The organism is Photobacterium sp. GB-56 (genome assembly GCF_003026105.1).
Lineage (GTDB): Bacteria > Pseudomonadota > Gammaproteobacteria > Enterobacterales > Vibrionaceae > Photobacterium.
This window is the reverse complement of sequence record NZ_PYNW01000005.1, coordinates 263,416-282,203: the sequence shown is the minus strand read 5'-3', so window position 1 is coordinate 282,203 and position 18,788 is coordinate 263,416. Positions and strand designations below refer to the sequence as shown.

Annotated in this window: 20 protein-coding genes; 18 read left to right on the top strand and 2 right to left on the bottom strand. The window is 36.3% G+C overall.

Annotation, left to right across the window (positions count from 1 at the left end; all coding sequences use genetic code 11):
* The first annotated feature begins 215 nt into the window (after positions 1 to 215).
* The 4 genes from wecB to C9J42_RS09520 are packed head-to-tail and all read left to right on the top strand — an operon-like array spanning position 216 to position 7,337.
* Positions 216 to 1,277, top strand: coding sequence for a non-hydrolyzing UDP-N-acetylglucosamine 2-epimerase (gene wecB, locus C9J42_RS09535; protein ID WP_107294589.1), 1,062 nt, complete (start codon positions 216 to 218; stop codon positions 1,275 to 1,277).
* Positions 1,278 to 1,279: 2 nt separating this feature from the next.
* Positions 1,280 to 3,478, top strand: coding sequence for a glycosyl transferase family protein (locus C9J42_RS09530; protein WP_107301946.1), 2,199 nt, complete (start codon positions 1,280 to 1,282; stop codon positions 3,476 to 3,478).
* A gap of 41 nt (positions 3,479 to 3,519) precedes the next feature.
* Positions 3,520 to 6,492, top strand: a complete 2,973-nt coding sequence (locus C9J42_RS09525; protein ID WP_158260205.1) for a lipopolysaccharide assembly protein LapB — start codon at positions 3,520 to 3,522, stop codon at positions 6,490 to 6,492.
* Complete coding sequence (locus tag C9J42_RS09520; protein WP_107301944.1) at positions 6,414 to 7,337, top strand: DUF4434 domain-containing protein; 924 nt, start codon at positions 6,414 to 6,416, stop codon at positions 7,335 to 7,337. Before C9J42_RS09525 ends, C9J42_RS09520 begins: the two co-directional genes overlap by 79 nt.
* A 270-nt stretch (positions 7,338 to 7,607) precedes the next feature.
* On the opposite strand, the gene C9J42_RS09515 is transcribed toward C9J42_RS09520, so the two are convergent.
* Positions 7,608 to 7,964, bottom strand: a complete 357-nt coding sequence (locus C9J42_RS09515) for a DUF3693 domain-containing protein (RefSeq protein ID WP_107301943.1) — start codon at positions 7,962 to 7,964, stop codon at positions 7,608 to 7,610.
* 118 nt (positions 7,965 to 8,082) lie between these two features.
* Between C9J42_RS09515 and C9J42_RS09510 the strand changes: the two genes are divergently transcribed.
* The 13 genes from C9J42_RS09510 (at position 8,083) to C9J42_RS09455 (ending at position 17,207) form a co-directional block, all read left to right on the top strand.
* Positions 8,083 to 8,283: a hypothetical protein gene (locus C9J42_RS09510; protein ID WP_107301942.1), complete on the top strand. Its 201-nt coding sequence runs from the start codon at positions 8,083 to 8,085 to the stop codon at positions 8,281 to 8,283.
* Entirely contained in the window at positions 8,273 to 9,574 is a 1,302-nt protein-coding gene (locus C9J42_RS09505) for a replication initiation factor domain-containing protein (RefSeq protein ID WP_107301941.1), read from the top strand. The genes C9J42_RS09510 and C9J42_RS09505 overlap by 11 nt, the downstream gene beginning before the upstream one ends.
* Positions 9,575 to 9,628: 54 nt before the next feature.
* A complete protein-coding gene (locus tag C9J42_RS09500) occupies positions 9,629 to 9,934 on the top strand; it encodes a hypothetical protein (RefSeq protein ID WP_107301940.1) in 306 nt (101 codons plus the stop codon).
* Between the two features lie 150 nt (positions 9,935 to 10,084).
* Positions 10,085 to 10,267 (top strand): hypothetical protein, encoded by a 183-nt coding sequence (locus tag C9J42_RS09495; protein WP_107301939.1) that lies wholly within the window; start codon positions 10,085 to 10,087, stop codon positions 10,265 to 10,267.
* Between the two features lie 17 nt (positions 10,268 to 10,284).
* Entirely contained in the window at positions 10,285 to 10,503 is a 219-nt protein-coding gene (locus C9J42_RS09490) for a major capsid protein (RefSeq protein WP_107301938.1), read from the top strand.
* A gap of 142 nt (positions 10,504 to 10,645) precedes the next feature.
* Complete coding sequence (locus tag C9J42_RS09485; RefSeq protein ID WP_107301937.1) at positions 10,646 to 12,214, top strand: virulence factor TspB C-terminal domain-related protein; 1,569 nt, start codon at positions 10,646 to 10,648, stop codon at positions 12,212 to 12,214.
* Positions 12,214 to 12,537: a DUF2523 family protein gene (locus C9J42_RS09480; protein WP_107301936.1), complete on the top strand. Its 324-nt coding sequence runs from the start codon at positions 12,214 to 12,216 to the stop codon at positions 12,535 to 12,537. Before C9J42_RS09485 ends, C9J42_RS09480 begins: the two co-directional genes overlap by 1 nt.
* A gap of 63 nt (positions 12,538 to 12,600) precedes the next feature.
* Positions 12,601 to 13,851 carry a zonular occludens toxin domain-containing protein gene (locus C9J42_RS09475; protein ID WP_107301935.1) on the top strand — a complete coding sequence of 417 codons (1,251 nt, stop codon included), beginning with the start codon at positions 12,601 to 12,603 and terminating at the stop codon, positions 13,849 to 13,851.
* Positions 13,851 to 14,483 (top strand): hypothetical protein, encoded by a 633-nt coding sequence (locus tag C9J42_RS09470; RefSeq protein WP_107301934.1) that lies wholly within the window; start codon positions 13,851 to 13,853, stop codon positions 14,481 to 14,483. The genes C9J42_RS09475 and C9J42_RS09470 overlap by 1 nt, the downstream gene beginning before the upstream one ends.
* 2 nt (positions 14,484 to 14,485) lie before the next feature.
* A complete protein-coding gene (locus C9J42_RS21795; protein WP_255419060.1) occupies positions 14,486 to 14,617 on the top strand; it encodes a hypothetical protein in 132 nt (43 codons plus the stop codon).
* 494 nt (positions 14,618 to 15,111) lie between these two features.
* Positions 15,112 to 15,555 carry a thermonuclease family protein gene (locus C9J42_RS09465; RefSeq protein WP_107301933.1) on the top strand — a complete coding sequence of 148 codons (444 nt, stop codon included), beginning with the start codon at positions 15,112 to 15,114 and terminating at the stop codon, positions 15,553 to 15,555.
* Positions 15,556 to 15,831: 276 nt separating this feature from the next.
* A complete protein-coding gene (locus C9J42_RS09460) occupies positions 15,832 to 16,380 on the top strand; it encodes a hypothetical protein (RefSeq protein ID WP_107301932.1) in 549 nt (182 codons plus the stop codon).
* Positions 16,381 to 16,382: 2 nt separating this feature from the next.
* The gene (locus C9J42_RS09455; RefSeq protein WP_107301931.1) at positions 16,383 to 17,207 is read left to right on the top strand and encodes a hypothetical protein; all 825 of its coding nucleotides are present in this window, start codon (positions 16,383 to 16,385) and stop codon (positions 17,205 to 17,207) included.
* Positions 17,208 to 17,240: 33 nt separating this feature from the next.
* On the opposite strand, the gene C9J42_RS09450 is transcribed toward C9J42_RS09455, so the two are convergent.
* The gene (locus tag C9J42_RS09450) at positions 17,241 to 17,609 is read right to left on the bottom strand and encodes a regulator (protein ID WP_107301930.1); all 369 of its coding nucleotides are present in this window, start codon (positions 17,607 to 17,609) and stop codon (positions 17,241 to 17,243) included.
* Positions 17,610 to 17,845: 236 nt separating this feature from the next.
* On the opposite strand from C9J42_RS09450, the gene C9J42_RS09445 reads away from it, so the two are divergent.
* Complete coding sequence (locus C9J42_RS09445) at positions 17,846 to 18,742, top strand: DUF2971 domain-containing protein (RefSeq protein WP_107301929.1); 897 nt, start codon at positions 17,846 to 17,848, stop codon at positions 18,740 to 18,742.
* The last annotated feature ends 46 nt before the right edge of the window (positions 18,743 to 18,788 follow it).

Sequence of the window (18,788 nt, the reverse complement as noted above, 5' to 3'; positions counted from 1 at the left end):
TATTGTTTTATTATCGTAAATTCAGTCCGAATTATAGGTTGATTGAAAGTTACGTAAAAGTCATTAATTTTATTTATTTTTACTACATATTCATTAATAAATATTAACAATCATTGGTTAATAGCTTTTTGGATATTATAGGGGAGTTTTATATTAATATTTAATATTAAAATTTCAGATGGGTTTTGAGTTATAAATAGTTTGAGTAAATATCTATGAAAACACTTATTATTACAGGGACTAGACCAGAAATAATAAAAATGGCACCAGTATATGCTGAATTTAAAAAACAAAAAAAGTGGGTTGAATGGTGCCATACAGGGCAACATGACACGCTAGCAGAGCAAACTTTTCGAGTTTTTGACATCAAACCAGATTATTTCTTTCAACGTCCAGAAGGAAATACATTAACGGATTTAGTCTCTGGTTTAATGGTAAATATTCAATCGGTATTACAAAAGAACGAATACGACTGTGTCCTCGTTCATGGTGATACAAGCTCTACATTAGCCGGTGCTATGGCTGCGTTTTATGCTCAAATACCCTGCATTGGCCATGTTGAAGCTGGTTTGCGTTCAGGTAACTTGCAACATCCTTTTCCAGAAGAATCGAATCGAACCTTAGTCGCTCGTATTGCAAATTTGCATTTTTCTCCAACAGAAATGGCAAAGAAAGCACTACTTGCAGAAGGTATAAAACCTGAATCTGTGATAGTGACAGGTAATACAGCAATTGATGCGCAAAAATTATTATTAGACAAAGGTATCATTAACCTTGAAGCGACTAATACAGTACTTGTTACTGCTCATCGTCGTGAAAATTGGCTGTCTATTCCTACCATTAGCGAAGCAATTAAGAAACTTATTAACTTAAAGCCTGAGTTGCGCTTTGTTTTGGCGGTGCATCCAAATCCAACAGTTAAGCAAGCTGTGATGGATAATTTAAATGGGGTGGAAAACCTATCAATTGTCGAGCCGCTTGACTATTTGGCCTTGCAGCAGACTCTCGCTTCATCTGTGCTGACTATGACAGACTCTGGCGGTATTCAAGAAGAAGCACCGACTTATGGAACACCAGTTGTAATTTTACGAGAAACGACAGAGCGCCCAGAAGCGCTAAATTTAGGATTATCTATATTAGCGGGAGCCGATGATAGTGATCGTATTGTCGATGCAGCGTTGACACTGTTGCTGCAAGGGAAATCTGAAGATTGTCTAAACCCATACGGTAAAGGCGATGCATCAGCCCTTATTTGTAAGCGAGTGCACGAGTTCTAATCATGGATATGTTCGATTATTTTCTCTACTACTTATATGGCTTACGCGTTGTACTGTTCGTGACCATGGTGATTTTATGTATTTGTGGTATCGATGACTTGTTCATCGATCTCTACTACTGGATACGCCATTTTTGGCGAAAGGGCACCGTTTATAAAAGATTTTCACGTAAAAATGTAAATGATCTTTATCAAAAAGAAGAGCAGCCATTAGCGATCATGGTACCAGCATGGCAAGAGTTTGGCGTAATCGATAAAATGGCTGAGCTGGCAGCATCTCGCTTAGATTATGAAAACTATCAAATTTTTGTTGGTACTTATCCTAACGACCCTGAAACACAAGCTGATGTTGATCGTGTTTGTGCACGTTTTCCTAACGTACATAAAGTGGTGTGTGCTCGCCCAGGGCCAACCAGTAAAGCAGATTGCTTAAACAACATTATCTCATCAATTATAGAGTTTGAGAAAAAAGCAAAAATCGAATTTTCAGGTTTTATTCTCCATGATTCAGAAGACATTGTTTCACCAATGGAACTGCGCCTTTACAACTACTTATTGCCTGAAAAAGATCTGATTCAGTTGCCTGTTTATCCTTATACCCGTAAATGGTATCAAATGACACCGGGCCACTACGCTGATGAATTTGCTGAATTACATGGTAAAGATGTTGTTGTTCGAGAAGCGATAGCAGGACAAGTACCTAGTGCTGGTGTGGGGACATGTTTTAGCCGTAAAGCGATTTTAAAACTATTAGTGGCAGGTGATGGTTTACCATTTGATGTTCAATCATTAACGGAAGACTACGATATTGGTTTACGGCTGAAGCAATGGGGAATGAACGAAATCTTTGTACGTTTCCCTATTATTGATAAAGACCAATCAACACTCAAAGAAGACTCAATTGGGGTATCCCTGCATGACGGTAACGTTGTCTGTGTGCGTGAATATTTCCCTACAACATTTAGTACAGCAGTCCGTCAAAAAAGCCGCTGGATTATTGGTATCGTTTTCCAAGGTTTTAAAAATACCAAATGGACGAGCGATTGGAAGTTAAATTACTTTTTATGGCGTGACAGAAGAGGTTTTATTAACAATACGATAGGCTTTCTATCTATGCTTATCTTTTTACAATTAGTGGGACTAACAATCTATTCCTACTTTGTGAAAGATGGCTTCCATTTCCTATCTATAATTGCTAACGATAAGACCACTCATATTCTTTTAGTGATTAATACCTTATTGTTTATTAACCGCTTATTCCAACGTTTTTTCTTTGTAAGCCAATACTATGGTTATTTAGAAGGCGTGCTATCACTACTACGTTTATGTTGGGGCACTGTTATTAACTTTGCTGCTAACGTTCGTGCTATTACACAAGTTATTCAACAAGGTGATGCAAGGCGTGTTGCTTGGGATAAAACTACCCATGATTTTCCAAGCATTCAAGATGAAATACGGAAAAAGCCAATTGGAGAGATCTTAAAAGAAAACAATAAAATAACGGAAGAAATGCTGAATAGTGTATTAATTAATATGCCGAAAGACCGTTTACTCGGCTCGTACTTAGTTGAGCAAGGTATTGTGAGCAATGACGATTTAAGTAAAGCAATTGCTGAGCAATTTGAATCTGAATTTGAACACTGTGATCCCTTTGATTTAGATCCAGCACTTATTGAATTGTTACCTAAAAAACTGGCATTGAAGTACTCGGTACTGCCACTACGAAAAGATGGTGAAATGCTCGTGCTAGGTAAAGAAATGCCATTAAGCCCTGTAGCGTTAGCAACGTTAAAAAGACGATTAAAGTGCCCTGTAAAATCAGTAATTACGACTAATGGTGCTGTGACATTAGGTTTACGCTACTGGTATTTAGAGCAAAAAGAGATTAATCCTCATAAAGTGATTGAAGAAACCGTTGGTAAGAAAAATCTTTCTCAAGAGGCTTACAACACTCTGATTGATCAGTACTTTGCAACACAGAGTCAACTAGGTCAGTGTTTATTAATGAGTAAACAAATAGAGTCAGCGGTGCTGAATCAGGCTATCCTTGCTTATGAAAAAGAATATGAGCAAAGTTTTGGTGCATTTTTAATACAGCACCATTACGTGACAAAAGAAGCCATAGACAAAGCATTGGAGCTTCAAGCTTCACAGCAAATGAATGTTAATCAACTTATTAATGAATGCAAACAGTACTTATGAATAACTTCAAAAGAACATCAATCGCTATGGCTTGTGCATTTATGAGTGTTAATGTACATGCGTCAGCTAATATTTATGCGCATCTTACAGATTCAGAGCATTTTCGCACTTATCCGTATATTGATAAGGCGTATCAGGAACAAAAAAACAAACAATACAATGCAGCATTGAAAGAAGTGGATCACGCACTCATTATTGTTCCGAACCATGTTCCTTTTTTAAAATTCGCTTATCAGTTAGCTGTAAGTGCCGGTAAGCCGATTGAAACGCAATTAAAATATTTAACCAAAATACCAAAGAATGAGAGGGGTAATGAGGTTCTCAATGTCTGGTTGAATAACGCAAAAAATGGCAAGTTTTACACGCAGGAACAGTTGAAAAAAATTGCTGACACACTAACAGCAACACAAATGCAGAGTTTCTTTGCTAATAATCTGTACAATATAGATAAACAGTATGGCTCAACCAAAGCATTACAATGGTCATATAATAAGCCAGATAAATATAAGTCGTTAATAACGCTTCGCTATGAAGCTTATCATTTATATTCAGACAAGAAGTATGCTGAAGCACAACCAATACTTGATTCAATTTATCAATCACACTCGAGTAATCAGACGGATTTAAAATATCTTGCTCTTACTACATTAATGAATGGTAATGAGATAAAGGCGCTGAGTTATGCGTCTAAACTTATTTCACTTCCTGATCAGCAAGAGTTTTACAACCAATATATTGAACATTTATTGGCGACATACCAATACAAAAAAGCACGAAAAGAACTAAATCGCTTATATGACAATAATGCGCTTTCTGATGTGTTTATTAAACAACGAGATTACTTAAATTCATTAGATGAACAAGTCATTAATGAATTTGCCGAAATGACGCCTTGTTTGAAACAAACAATGAATAGTATATCGGAAGATAATATCACACAGGCCAAAATGAAATTGAAGCAATGTGATCCGCAGAAAGACTCAACAATGTGGATCGAACTTGATGATAAATTAGGGTTGTATGGCCAACTAGAAAAAATTGACTTTAAGCAGAGTAGCGCAAAGAAATTGAAAACAAGCGTGCTATTAACGCACTACAAGAATCAACGCGCATGGTCGAAGATAATCAATTTATTAAAAGATAACGATCATCAGGAGTCATTTGGCAGAGAACTTGCGTATGCCTATTCAAAAGTAAAACAATACAGTAAAGCAGCCAGAGTATCTTTTCAGATTTACAAAAATGATCACCATAACTCCGATTTAGTTCATGCGGTGTTTAATGCGTTACAATCTTCCAATGGGGATAAACTCGCAGCATCAATGATTAAATACGGCTTACAAACACATAAACAAAAGCTATTGGCCGATCGTAAAATTGTTAATAACATCTTAGATATTGCTCAACGTAATATTACCTTGTTTACCCCGCAAATCATTGCGGACGCAAACAGAAATAAAGTGACATTGTCACCTCAGGTTTGGCAGTTACAGCAGCAATGTAAGATGGTTGATGGCTTAGTAACAAATAATGATTATTTAAACCAAGCGATCGCATATTGTGTGGTTAATCATGATCCATTGAAAGCAGCAGAGCAGTATCAGGCAACAATAAAAAACGCTCCGACAGCTCAACAATCATTAGTGTTAGCGCAATGGTTCGCTAAAGCAAAAGCGTATAAGGTCAGTGAATCATACTGGCATAAAGCTGTGCGTAATACGTCAGATTTTAAAAACCTACCACCATACTCACGTTATTTAGATATAGAAACGATGAATGAAGTAGGGCAAACAAAGCGTGCAAATCAGGACTGGTTGGAATCAAACTTTGATAAACAGAATGAACAGTGGTGGCAGCTAGGCATTGATATTGCTAAAAAAATGGATGATAAAGCCACTGTAATATCACGTATAGAGCAAGGGATTGATCACACACAGTCATCGGAATTAATCAAAGATCTTGCTACATACATAGCAGAAAATAACGATACCGAATTAGTAAAAAAATTGTTTGAAAGCGACAAAACCGGTAACGCGAGTGCGCTATTAGGTTACCAAACTTATCAAAAAGACCCTGAGTTAGCGCAGCAGGCGTTTGCTAATGCATATCAACATCTGAAGTATAAAAAAGATGTCAATATGACTGCAGAATATGCTGATATCGCAAATAAAAACGGTGATACAGCACTTTCATCACAGCTATATAAAGCCGCTATTGATCAGGAGCTAACTAGCCCAGCACCAAACAAGAAACTGATTAATTACTTACAAAGCTCACATAAAAACATCAATTTAGGCTGGAAATATAATATCGCGGGTTGGATTGGGACTGATCAACAACAAGCAATGCCAGGGGTATCTAGTCGAGCAGGAAACTACTTCTTATACAGTGATGCTAAATACTATTTTGAACATCCGTGGCTCCCACGCAGTGCATTTTCTATTGCAGCATTAAGTAATGGGGGATTTGCTAATACATCATCAGACAATACCACTGACTTGGATTTATCGTATCAAGTCCAACCCATAGCAAGCCATGATACTTATTTAAAAGCCGGTGTTCGCCAACAAGTAATAGGCGATGACCATAAATTACGACCTTATGTACGTGTTAGTTCAAACGTACTTTCAAACGATAAATGGTCAAAAGCATGGAAGCCTGATCTCAATCATTGGTTATATCAGAGCGTTTATGCTGACGGATTATTATATCTAGATAATACAAATGACTATAATTTGTTTGGTCGTTACGAAATTGGTCAAACATTCAAGATGAAAAATGATTACCAACAAAGACTTACGCCATACACATTTATACAATGGGCCGACGACAGTGACAACACATCTACTGTGGCAGGTTTAGGAGCAAGTTGGAACTGGAATTCACATTACACCAAATACAATGGCTTAGACGTAGATTCAGAAGTAGGTCTTGAATGGCAACATACACTACAAAGTTCACAGGGAAACAAATCAGACGATGCTGTCTTACTGCGTTTTTCCTTATCTTTTTAACTAGCTGTCAGCAAAAGGCAGATAGTCAAAATCTTAGTATTTTCTATCAACCGCTTAATCAAGATCGTGATATCTCACAACAGCAATGGAAAGAGTTTGGTAGAGAAATCAGGGGTATAGGTATAAAAAACATCGTCATTCAATGGACACAATACGGCAATCAAACCTTTGGAGAGTCTCACGGCTGGTTAGCGCAGCGTATGGAAGCATTGCAAGATGATAATATAAAATTATGGGTCGGATTATATTCCGATCCTAATTATTTCCGTGAGATACATACCAATGCTACTGAGCAAAAAGTGTATTTAACAGAGTACTTTAACAAACTGCATAAATCATACATGCAGTGGAAAACTTGGTTAAGAATACACTCAAACAAAGTACAAGGTTTATATTTACCGTTAGAGTTATCAGATTACGATTTCAAAACACCGGCACAAAGAGAGCAACTGGCACAAATCCTAAAGCAGCAAGTAAAACGGTATGATGAGCCATTAATGATCAGTCTTTACTTATCAGGCCAATTAACTCAAAGCCAGATAAAACAATGGACAGATCAACTTACCAACTTAGGTTTAATTGTTTATGTACAAGATGGTGCGGGAACACAAGCATTATCGACAGATGAACGCCATGCTTACTTAGATGACTTAGGCTGTAATGTCGGCATTATCCGCGAAATCTTCGTGCAAGATAAAGCGGCTAAAAGTTTCAAAGCCGATCGTGTGAGTAAAGAAAAATTCGACAGCATTTTGAACAAAAAAACATGCCATCCAGACGCTATGTTTTCGTTACGTTACTTACCGAGCAACTCCAATCCATTGAAATTGGTTGGCGAAAAGTAAGTTAAGTATTAAGTAACATTAAAGCAGCCTCAAACTCTAATAGCGTTTGAGGCTGTTCTTTTTTGGTAATTCCAAATAATCCTTGTTCAAGAATGCATAGCGTTCGCAGAACAAGAATTATTAATGGTAATTACCTATTTTATGGTAAATACGCAATACTGTTAAATGACCCTGTAACAAACCAAAACTATCAATAAATCAGCAGAGTAGAGCAATACATGTGACACTTTAGTTTGCTGTCTATGACCGATAATAAGCTAGATACCCTATTTAACATAAGTTACATAATGCGTACTGGGGCATGATTAATCCAAAGGCTAGAAATCCAGTAATACCAAGGCTTAAGCCAGCAAATCCTTGGCTACTTAACTTTGCCGTTATGTCTGCCCATAATTGTTGAGCTTTAAAATCTTTAGCGCGTTCTGCTGCTAAAAATATCAATGCTGCGTGTGGGTCAATATTTGATTGTTCAGCTAAAAAAATCACTTCACTATCAGTTAGATAGCGTTCACCTTTTCTAACTCTACATAGTTTGGCTTTGTCCATGTTCAAATCAGCGGCTATTTGTTTATCTTGGACGTAGTTTTTAGTCTTTTTGTATTCATCTAACAGCTTATTTATATACATAACAAATCTCCTTTTAACTTATTGTAACCCGATAATTGCCAAATTGGACAACTTGCGGTTGTCGGTAACAACAATTACAGTTGTTCATAATGACAACTGAGAGCTTAAGACTGAAATTATGACAAACCTTTACTATGAACTTATGGAAGATAATACGGGGTTCGCTTTTATCGCGGGTGAACCTGAGTATTTCCGTTCATTGGTTGAGTTGCATCATATCGGTTCTGAGTTCTATCCAGACGGTTATACCTTGTATCAGGTAACGGCTGACAACTGGCAACAACTTTACGACCAAGGCGTTTTTGACAATGAAGAATAATAAACCAAGCGCCATTATCGACTTTCTTTCGTTCTCTTGGTGTCCTACTGAGTTAGCGCGAATCTATGAAGTTGCCAAAACTGGCGCGTCCATTAAGGCTATGAAGTTCTTCGAGTTTAATACGGTTGGTGAAGCTATCGCCCATCTTGCCCAAGATAACGCCCGTCTGGATTACAAAAAGATCGTTGGTGACTTACTTGATAACGCGCAATTTGTTTTTGATGAAGATACGCCTAGACAACATTTTCAAGATGTTAAGAAAGACTTATTAAATCACTTTGGCTTAAACACGTTAGATTGTTTATGTCGTGGTGAAGTTGACCGCTTTATCAATCGCTTAAATCACGGTTTAGGTACGTTCGGTAATGATTGGTCGTTTGAATTAAAATCGGGTGGCTTTTCTGGCTATCCTCACTCGGCAACGATTCGCGTGAATGGTCAGCAAGCTGGCTTATGTGCTTGGGGTGCAAAAAATCACGGTTGCTATGTGTCGTTCTCTGGTGTTGGCTGTGCTGCATTAGATATGAAAGCTGTGCATGATGCCATTGCAGCAATCCCCAATTGCAAGATTACTCGTGTCGATATTGCGCATGATTCGTTTGATGGTAAATACAATGTCGATGATGCGAGAGATTTAGCCGAACAAGGCGCGTTTGTTACTAAAGGTCGCCCGTCCTCTTACTGCTATATCGAGTCGGGTCACTTAACATCTATGGTTAAGTACCAGAAAGAGGCATGGCGTGGTAACGAGCCTAAATCAGAAAGCCTAACCAAGCGATATGGTTTTACACCTGACAAGGGTCGTTCTTTTTACGTAGGAACGCGTGATGCTGGCAAGATGTTACGTGTTTACGAAAAAGGAAAGCAATTAAAATCGACTCAAAATCCTGATTGGGTTCGTTGGGAATTAGAATTAAGGGCTAAAGATAGAGTTATTCCTTTTGATGTATTACTAAGCCCTGCTAATTATTTATCAGCCTCCTACCCTGCACTGCAATTTGTTGAGGCTGAGCAACAATGTGAAATTAAAACATTAAAGCGTAAATATTTTACTTGTGTTGATAACGCAATTAAAAACGGTGCAACACAATGCGGTAAATTAATTAATTATTTAAAGCATGCAATGGAATATAGCGATGAATCCATTATTAAATTAATGACGGGTCATTTAACCGATGAAGATATTCCCGACCGATTAATATTGCCAGCTTTAAAAGAAACAAAAGAATCATCAAAGGTTAAATATAATAAGCCTTTATCCTCTTGGGAAGATATATATAAATTAGCTTAATGTAACTTTCCATTACTGTATTTAAATAAAGTCCACAATAGGGATATTAAAATTATGAGTACGTTAAAAGTTCTAGCGGTTGGTATCGTCATGGGTAACGGTACGTCAATGAAAAGCGGTTCGCCTAAGCCTTATGCGTTCGCTAACGTCCAGTACCTAGTTCCAGCAAAGGATTTCAGCAATGAGAACACCAACATTCAGCGCAAAGGTATGGATGTAAAAGAAATTAATATGATGTTTGACCAAACCTTATTTAATTCGTTTAGTGGTCTTGAGTTCCCTATCGAAATCGAATTAGTGTTAAGTGCTGACCCTGAAAATCCATCACGTAATATTGTGACTGAATTTAATGCATTTTAAATAATGGATATATTTGGTTATATCTTTATTTCTCTTATTTGTTTCTTTATTGCGTTTGAAATAATATCAAAGGTTGTTGAAGGTATTATTTTTATTTGGGAAGAAATAAAAGAACCTTTATCTGAAAAATAAATTCTTGTTGGTTAATATATGTATGTGCCTGTTTGCAGTGTTGCTATTGTAAATAATGATTGTCCAGTTGGTTGGACGGTTCATTATATTGCTCAAGCATCTTTAACAACTTCTGATGTTAGCCAATTAGTTATCTCGGGAATAATCCCAATGGTTACAGCGTATGCCTTTCGTGCAATACGTTTATCAATTCATGATTAATTAATGGAGAAAATATCATGGCTAAATTAAATAAGTTACAAGTTTTAACTGTTTTTGCTGTTTCTTTAGTTGCTGCACCTGCTTTTGCTAGTGACCCTGCCACTGTTGACGTTACTGGTGCTGTAGCGATTATCGGTGGTATTACGGTGGCAATTGCGGCTATCGGTGCGGCAAAACTTGCCCCTGCTGCAACTGCCGTTGCCTTTAAGTGGGCTAAGGGTGCGTTGTTCTCTTAATCGGAAAATGGACTCAATCAAGGGTGGCTATGCTGCCCTTTTTTTATAAGGAAATTTCCATGTTTGACCAATCCACTTTGCTTACTGCTTACATTCTTATGGTCACGATTATTTCATTTTCTATTCTACTTGGGGGCAACCGATGAAATGGATTTTATTGTTAGTGCCGTTATTGTTTAGCTCTGCAGCTTTTTCTTCTGAATGGCATTGGGTTCAAGCACATACTATTGCTGGTAATTTTAAATCGCCTCAAACATGTGAATCAAAAGTTGCTGACGGTGAATCTTTTGTTCGTAATATTTGGAAAACTTCAAAAATTTCTTCAAATATTATTCAGTGTTATTACAGCGAAAATACCCGTAAATGGTATATTGACGCTATCATTTATCGTTCATCTGATAATCAGTCTTGTCCTGCTGATCATGAAGATCCTGACTATCCATCTACTGGTGAATGTGTTGCTCCTCCACCTCCTTTTTGCGAACGCCCCGAAACACAACAATCTATTGATGACCAAATACAAGCCTGTCTTGATGGTACGCCCAAAGGCTCAACCGCAAATATTAACTTACAGTGTAACGCTGAAACCGAAACCATAGACGTTATTGAACCTTGTACCTATACGCCCATTGGTGAAGGTGGTGACGGTGGCGGCTCTGGCGGTGGTGATACTGACGGGGGTAATGATGGCGAAGGCGGTGGCGGTGAATGTTCTTCCGTTCTAGGTGGTTCTTGCTCTCCTGATAGTGGCGATGGTTCGGGCGGTGGTGACGGTTCGGGCGGTGGCACTAATCCCGATGTACCTGTAACACCTGAAAATTATTGTGAGCTTTACCCTGAACTCTGCCCTAATATTTCGCCTGAATGTATCGAAAATCCTGAGTTGTGCGAAGCTCCTGTTGAAAATCCCGATGTGATAGCCAACCTTGCTAAAATTACTCAATTGCTTCAAGTCAATAACACCATTTCAGATATTGACGCTCAAAACAGTGGTCTAGCCCTCACCAATGATGACGTCATGATTGATAATCAAATCAATGTCATTGATAAGCTAGAAACCATCAAAGACAACTCAAAGGTAACGGCTGATAATACCGACCTAGTGACCGACCATTTACAAAACATCACCGACCTAAATCAGTATCAAGCGGAATTATTAAATGAACTGATTGAAAAGCCTACGGGGGGCGGTGCTTCATCAGACATCATGAACGGTACGAATGAAAAGCTAGACGAAATCAAAGAGGCATTAACAGAAGATAGCTGTGCTGAAAATCCAGAAGATGAATCGTGCATCCCTAATCAATTAACTATTGTCGGTTGTGAGTCGTTTAGCTGTAGTGGTGACAAACTAAAGTGTGCATCGTTAGAACTGCAACATAAGTCTTGGTGTGAATCTCAAAATATAAATTGGGATAAGGCACTCAATGACCCTATGCGTGATTACGCATCTAAATTCGACCAAACACAATTAATCGGTGACGAATACGACTTTTCCACGCCTGACCAAAAATACTTTGGTGTTGGTGGTATCGACTTCGCAACGGCTGGTTGTCCATCACCTGAAGTCATTTCTATCTATGGAAAAAATATCGAAATTCCATACGATCCATTTTGTTGGCTTGCTCAATATTTAAAGCCATTTTTAGAAGCATTATCTGGAATTGTTGCAATGTTGATTGCAGCTAAAGGTATAGGGAGAGGTTTGTAATGGCAGCTATTCTTGCGGCTATCGTCGCGTTTTTTACATCGGGTACTTTTGCTTCATTTTTGGTTGCAACGGTTATTCAATTACTTGTTGCTTTGGGTGTCTCTTTAACTGTGGTTAAGGGGGTTGATGTAGGTATCGATTATTTTTTTGATATGGTCAAAGGTAGTTTTAACGGTGTTCCAGATAACATCATTACCGTTTTAGGTATGTACGGTTTTGATAACTGCTTAAACATGATCATGACTGCTCACCTTTTTGTTTTAAGTGTTAAGGGAATAACTAAGACCAAATTATTACCTTCAATAAAACAAATGCCTAACTAATCATTTAGGCGCATGGCGTAAGGGCTTGTCCCACGCCGCGCCAAACGAAACGGATTTTTAATTATGTTTTATGGAATATCAGGATTACCAGGGGCGGGAAAAACACTTAATACAATCGCGTTTGTGTTGACCGATTCAATTTTTGCTAATCGTCCAATGTACTATCATCGTATACCGTTGTTCGTGTTAGATATTGAAGTTATCACCTCTTTCTCTGGCTGGTTTTATGGTTGGTACTTACGGGAAAATAGCAATGAAGCAATAAGGCGAAAGTTAAAGAAAATTCATGACCAAGACCGATTTGCTGAGTTAGAAGATTTTCCGTTCTTAGAACTTGAATATCAAAAAGCCAATTACGCTAATATCTTCATGTTTTGGGTAAGACGTTTGTATACCAAAGAACGGTTGCAATCATTAGATGAAATGTTAGAGATTCGAGAGATTGAAGATCATGAATTAACGTTTGATGATATACGCCCTCTTAATCTTCATTTCACACATGTTGATAATCCAGCTACTTGGGTAGACTTACCAAAGCAGTCTGTTTTTTTAGCAGATGAGATACATCACTATTGGCCAGTAAGAACTAGAGACAAATTACCTGCCGAACTCGAATCAATTTCTACTCACCGTCATGATGGTAAAGACTTAGTTTTTATCACTCAAGACTTTGCTAATACAGATGTGTTTTTAAGACGCATGATGAATCACCATAGACATTTTGAGTTTGTCGGTGGTGATAGGATTGCGTGTTATGCAAGAAAGAAATACATAGATATTAGTAACCCTTTCGATAAGAAAGCGGCTGAAAAGACACTGATAAAAAGACCGTCTGACTTTTACGGTTCTTACTTCTCTACTGAGTTAGATACTAACAATAACAAATTAGCTAAGGGTGCAAAGAATGCATTGATATTGGGTGCAGTGTCTTTGGTGGTGTTCTTGGCTGCTGTTTTCGTTGGTTTTCCTTATGCCTATGCGGCAATCATGGGAGAAGAACAAACAGAAGAGAGTCAACCTGTCACCAAGGAAGTTAAAACAGATGGTTCTATACCCTCTTTTAAGCCTGTTGATTTGTCTATCTATGAATCAAAAATCAAGGGTATGCCTTGGTCTGCTCCACTCTACGATAAAAATTTAAAGGTCGCTCAATACCCTGACTTACTGTGCTTTGAGGTTGAAGATAGTTGTAAATGTCTGACACAACAAAACACTGAATATTCAATTGAAGATGTTTACTGCAAAGCTATTGCATCAGGTGGTGTCTTTAATCCCTACGCTAAAGAAATGGTCGAAAAAACAAGGATGTTATAATGCGTAACTTACTAATACTTATGTTTATCTTTTCTATGCCGGTTAACGCTAAAGTTTCCTTTAATGGTTCGGGGAAATCACTCGACCAGTTCTTTGCTTTGGCATCAGAGGTCATGAAGAAAACTATCGTTGCTGACCCGTCCATTGATGGGTCATTAAAAATCTATGGTTCTTCACATGCTTCATCATTTGATGAATTGTTCTATTCGTTATTGTCTGCGTATGAACTTTCCTACCAAGAAACACCAACACTTATCAAGATAACAAAGAGTGATACTGTCACTCTCCATGATGCGGATTCTTTGAAAAGCTATGTGGCTAACATAGTGTCCGATGTGTTTATCACGGGTTCGGTTCGCTATGGTTCTGAGGATAAGAAAAAGTATCATTATGCTTTTGTCCAGCAATCGACAGATAAGGTATTTGACCCTGACGCATTAGGAATAAAGATAACGGGGTTTAATCATTGCTTAGTGCAGTTTGAGTTTGCAGGGTTTAGGTCGTTGGTAACGTGTCGTCCTTATGGTGAGGTTGATAAGTCAGGGATTAAGGGGCGAGATTCAGAGGAGATGTTTTCAGGGAATGAATCACCAAGTGAAGTCATGAGTAGTATTTCAGGTGAGGACGTATGATCATGGATAAGATAATTAGTGTCAGTGAGGCTGAAGAATTGGCGATAGTCAGTTTTGATACTGGTCTTGTCTGTGGTTTTGTAGTCGGAAGTGTTCTCACGCTATTTCTTTTGATTCTGATTGATGCTTGTTAGTTTGTTATCAGATAACGTACTGGTACGTTAAAAAATGACGTACCAGTAATTTTTCAATTCACGTACTGTCTTAGTTCCTGAGCTTTACCAATGCCAATGGCATATAAGGCAACTAACCTACCCTTAAAATTTTCGGCTAGTCCATCCTTGCCGATACCCGCAAAGCGGAATCCCTCTTAATTAAATCTCAAAACACCTTCTTTCCTGCTAGGCCGCTTTTGCTCCTTTGGGTTGTTGCTGCTTTTCATAGTGAGAATGTATTGATAGTCGTAGACATATTTATCAAAGGTTCGTGCTTTTTTGGCTGGGTGCGATGTTGGCTTATGCATCCCCGTCTAGTAATACGGGGTGAAAGGTAAATGGTGAACCGATAGAAAATTTAGGCTGAGTTACACGCTTTATTTGTTGTAGCTCTAAAATGCTCTATCTGCGGATTTTTTCTTAGCAACCAATCAATTAAAGTTATCTTGATAATCTTCTTAAGAGTCCATGATATGAAATATTTGATGTTTTCGCTTATTTTACTCTCATCTTTTATCAGTTTCGCATCAGATGATGAAATCTTTACAGCAACAGTATTGAAGTTTGAGCATCCTAATATTTTAAAAGTTGATATTCCAAGCTTTCCTGATGTTACTGGTCGAGGGGTTTATGTAACGCTTTTAGGTTTTGATTCACCATCAATACACGGTGAATGCGATGAAGAAAAGCTTTTAGCTATGAAAGCACTTGCCTATATCAATAGTCGCTTAAAGAAAATTCCTGCACGCATAGCCCTCACAAATATGCGTAGAGGTAAATACTTTGTTTATCATGCTGATGTTCTTATCGATGGTTCTTCTTTAGGAGAAGAGTTAGTTATTTTGGGTTATTCCAAGAGAATTGCTAAACATCAACTTGGTAAAACTATTAAACGTATTGATTGGTGTGATACGTGATTGAATTTTCTTTTATGTTAATATTATTTCTGTTTGTAACTATTTGTTGCATTATATGCGCTCAGTGTTTACACGCCTAGGTATGTATGAGTTAGTCTACATAATTGTCTGTTTTTTATATAAAATGACTTATTATCTATACGCATGATTATGCATCATGTCTATTAATTGCATTAAAAGTAAGACATAATTATCCAAGTATTTCGGTGGTAATAAATGAGTATTTAGGATAGAAATGCTACATATAAAGGACAGTATCACCAAACAGGAAAATTTATGGCTGTTTTTTTTCGTTTACTTTTAACATTTAGCTCGTTACTGCTGTCTTTCTCTGTTTATTTAGTGGCGTCAGATTATAAGATTAAAATTTTTAGTTATACTTTTAATTTTTTGCAATCTATTTCGACTTATTTTTTCATCGTTATTGTTTTCAGTGTTATAACATTATTTATAGCTAGGCTTATTCATGATTTAGATTTCCCAGTAGATTCTTTTGAATCCATTGAAATAGCAAACGATTCATTTCTACCTAGTTATCTTGGTTATTTCTTTGTGGCTTTGAGTGCAGCATCTTATGATAAACCAATAAATTTACATTCTTTTTTATATGTTTTTTTTATAATGGCGATCTTTATTTATTGTTCAAGAATATCTTTTTTTAACCCTATATTTTTATTATTTGGTTATAATTTTTTCTACGTCACGACTAAAAATGGCGTAAAAATTATTCTTATAACAAAAAAGACAATAAAAGATCCTTTAAGATTTACTTCAGGAAAAGTAAAAAAAATAAATGAGTATACTTACCTCGATATGGAAAAATAACAATGAGCTTACTTTTAGTTAAACCCGGTCACAGCCGAGGTCGTTCTTTACCGCTTCATTTGGCACTTAGCCATAATGCAGAAATATATACAATTCAAGATTTAACAGATTGTATTGCTTACACCCCTACTCATAAATTAGAGGATGGTGAATGGTTTTTTATTGATAACTTCAATACAACAAATTTCAAAGATGAATTTATTGATGTTCAAAACGTTGTTCCTGCTAACTATGTCCAGCTATCTCCTAACCATTTTTCTTCTGCAAAATATTTATGTGTTAAAGAAGGTGACTTTAAATATTATCAGAAGCTTGTAACATCTAATTATGTAAGAAAAAAGTTCTTTAATGTTAATGATGCTTCATTTATTCCAAATGGTAATATTATTACTTTAAATGATGTACCAGATGCTGTTTATCAAATTAGTACTAATAAACTTTTCTTTAAGGATTTGTCACGTATTAGTGCAATTTTTACTGGTATTGATAGCTTATATCGTGAAGCAACTGATCATGAAGTTATAACTTTCTTACAAGATGATCTTATTCATGTTGATAATCCTGATAACTTTAAAGTAGGTATTCCTAATAGGAAAAAAATTGCTTTAGCTCATGAAAAGCTTGCAAATTTTGGAGTGAATGATAGAGCAGTTATTACTGATTATATACAGTCTTATTATCCTGAAATCACATATGCCAATAATAAATTTATTATTGATGATGAGATTAAGCTTAAAAACTTTATCTATGGCGTTGAACAACGATTTTATACAACTCTAGTAGGTAAAGAGCGACGTGTTGCAAGCTCAGTTCTAACTATTAATTAAGCCCCAAATGGGGCTTTTATGATATTTGTTCTTTTATTTTATTAATGTTTTTAATAATCTTGCAATTCTAATTATTTCTCTCTGAATATTTCGATCATTTTTTGAGCCTATTTCTATAAGTGCAAAACCCGTTAATATTTGTTCAGGCGTTAATACAACACCTCTTTCATTGGTTAAATAGCCTTTTTTAACTGTCCACCCGTTCCAATTTGAATCAAGTGCTGACAATTCTAGCCCTTTATTAAGTTTCATTAGCCTACGACACTCTGGCGGTATTGGTTTTCCAGAATCCCACCGTGTGACTGTTCTCACACTTTTAAAACATAGTTTAGCCGTATCTTTTTTTGATAATCCACATTGAAATTTACGGAAATAATAGTTTTTAGTCATTTCCCTAGCCATAACGCCATATATCCTTATTTTTGATTAATGATAATGTCGTTATTAATAGTATCTAATTTACGATATCCGATATAATTCAATAAGTTATATTTAACATAAAAGCAGCATAATGCGCATTAAGCATTATGCTGCTTTTATAGGCATAATTTCATGTGTTTTTATCATACAAGTTTTACATTTGATCAAAATAGTATAAAATAAATTTTCCGTTTCATATCAGTGCTTTAAGAGATGTTATGTCAATTATTTATCATTACTGTGATTTAAACGCTTTTATTTCTATTGCGAAAAATAAGAAACTTTGGCTTTCTGACGCTACAAAAATGAATGACTATCTTGAATTAAAGTTTTTTAGAAACACTTTGGAGACTGAAATAAATAAAAGATTAAATATTTCTGACGAAAAAGAATATATAAACTCTTATATTGAATTTTATAATCTACTTGGTCTTAGTACTCAAATTCCTTATATATGTTGTTTTTCTACAAATGGAGATTTATTGAGTCAATGGAGAGCATATGGTAATGACGGAAAAGGTGTATCTATTGGGTTTGATAAAAATAAGTTTCCTTTACGTTTGCCGTTAGATAAGGATAATCAAGCAAGTGATTTTATTAATTCCAATTATTCAGATGATCTAGCTTGTTCATACAATGTCAAAAGTTCTATTGGCTTTAAAAAAATTGATTACGGTATTGATAAAGCTAGATTAAAAATTAATGAAATCCTTTCTTTGATTCAATTAAGTCAAGAATCTTCCGATGATAATGTGAAAACATTTACCCGTTTAACGGCTCAATCGAATGCTCTTAACTCTACGTTTTCAATAAAAAATTCCGGTTTTTCAGAAGAGAGTGAAATCAGGTTAATATATACTCCTTTGCAAATGCATAAAGACGGTAAAATATGTAATGTACCAAATGAGATTTCCTCATTGCAATATCGGTCAATTGGCGATGATATCGTTTCATATTACGAATACAATTTTTGTTATGAAAATACAGAATCGCCAATTATAGAATTGGTTATTGGACCTAAATGTAAAATGACTATTGAAGATGTACAATATTTTTTAGGCACTTGTGGTATAACAGGTGTCAAAATAACTAAAGCTCAATCTAGTTATAGATAATTTGAAAGCTTATTAAAGTCGGTACCTATGTAACCGACTTTATTAA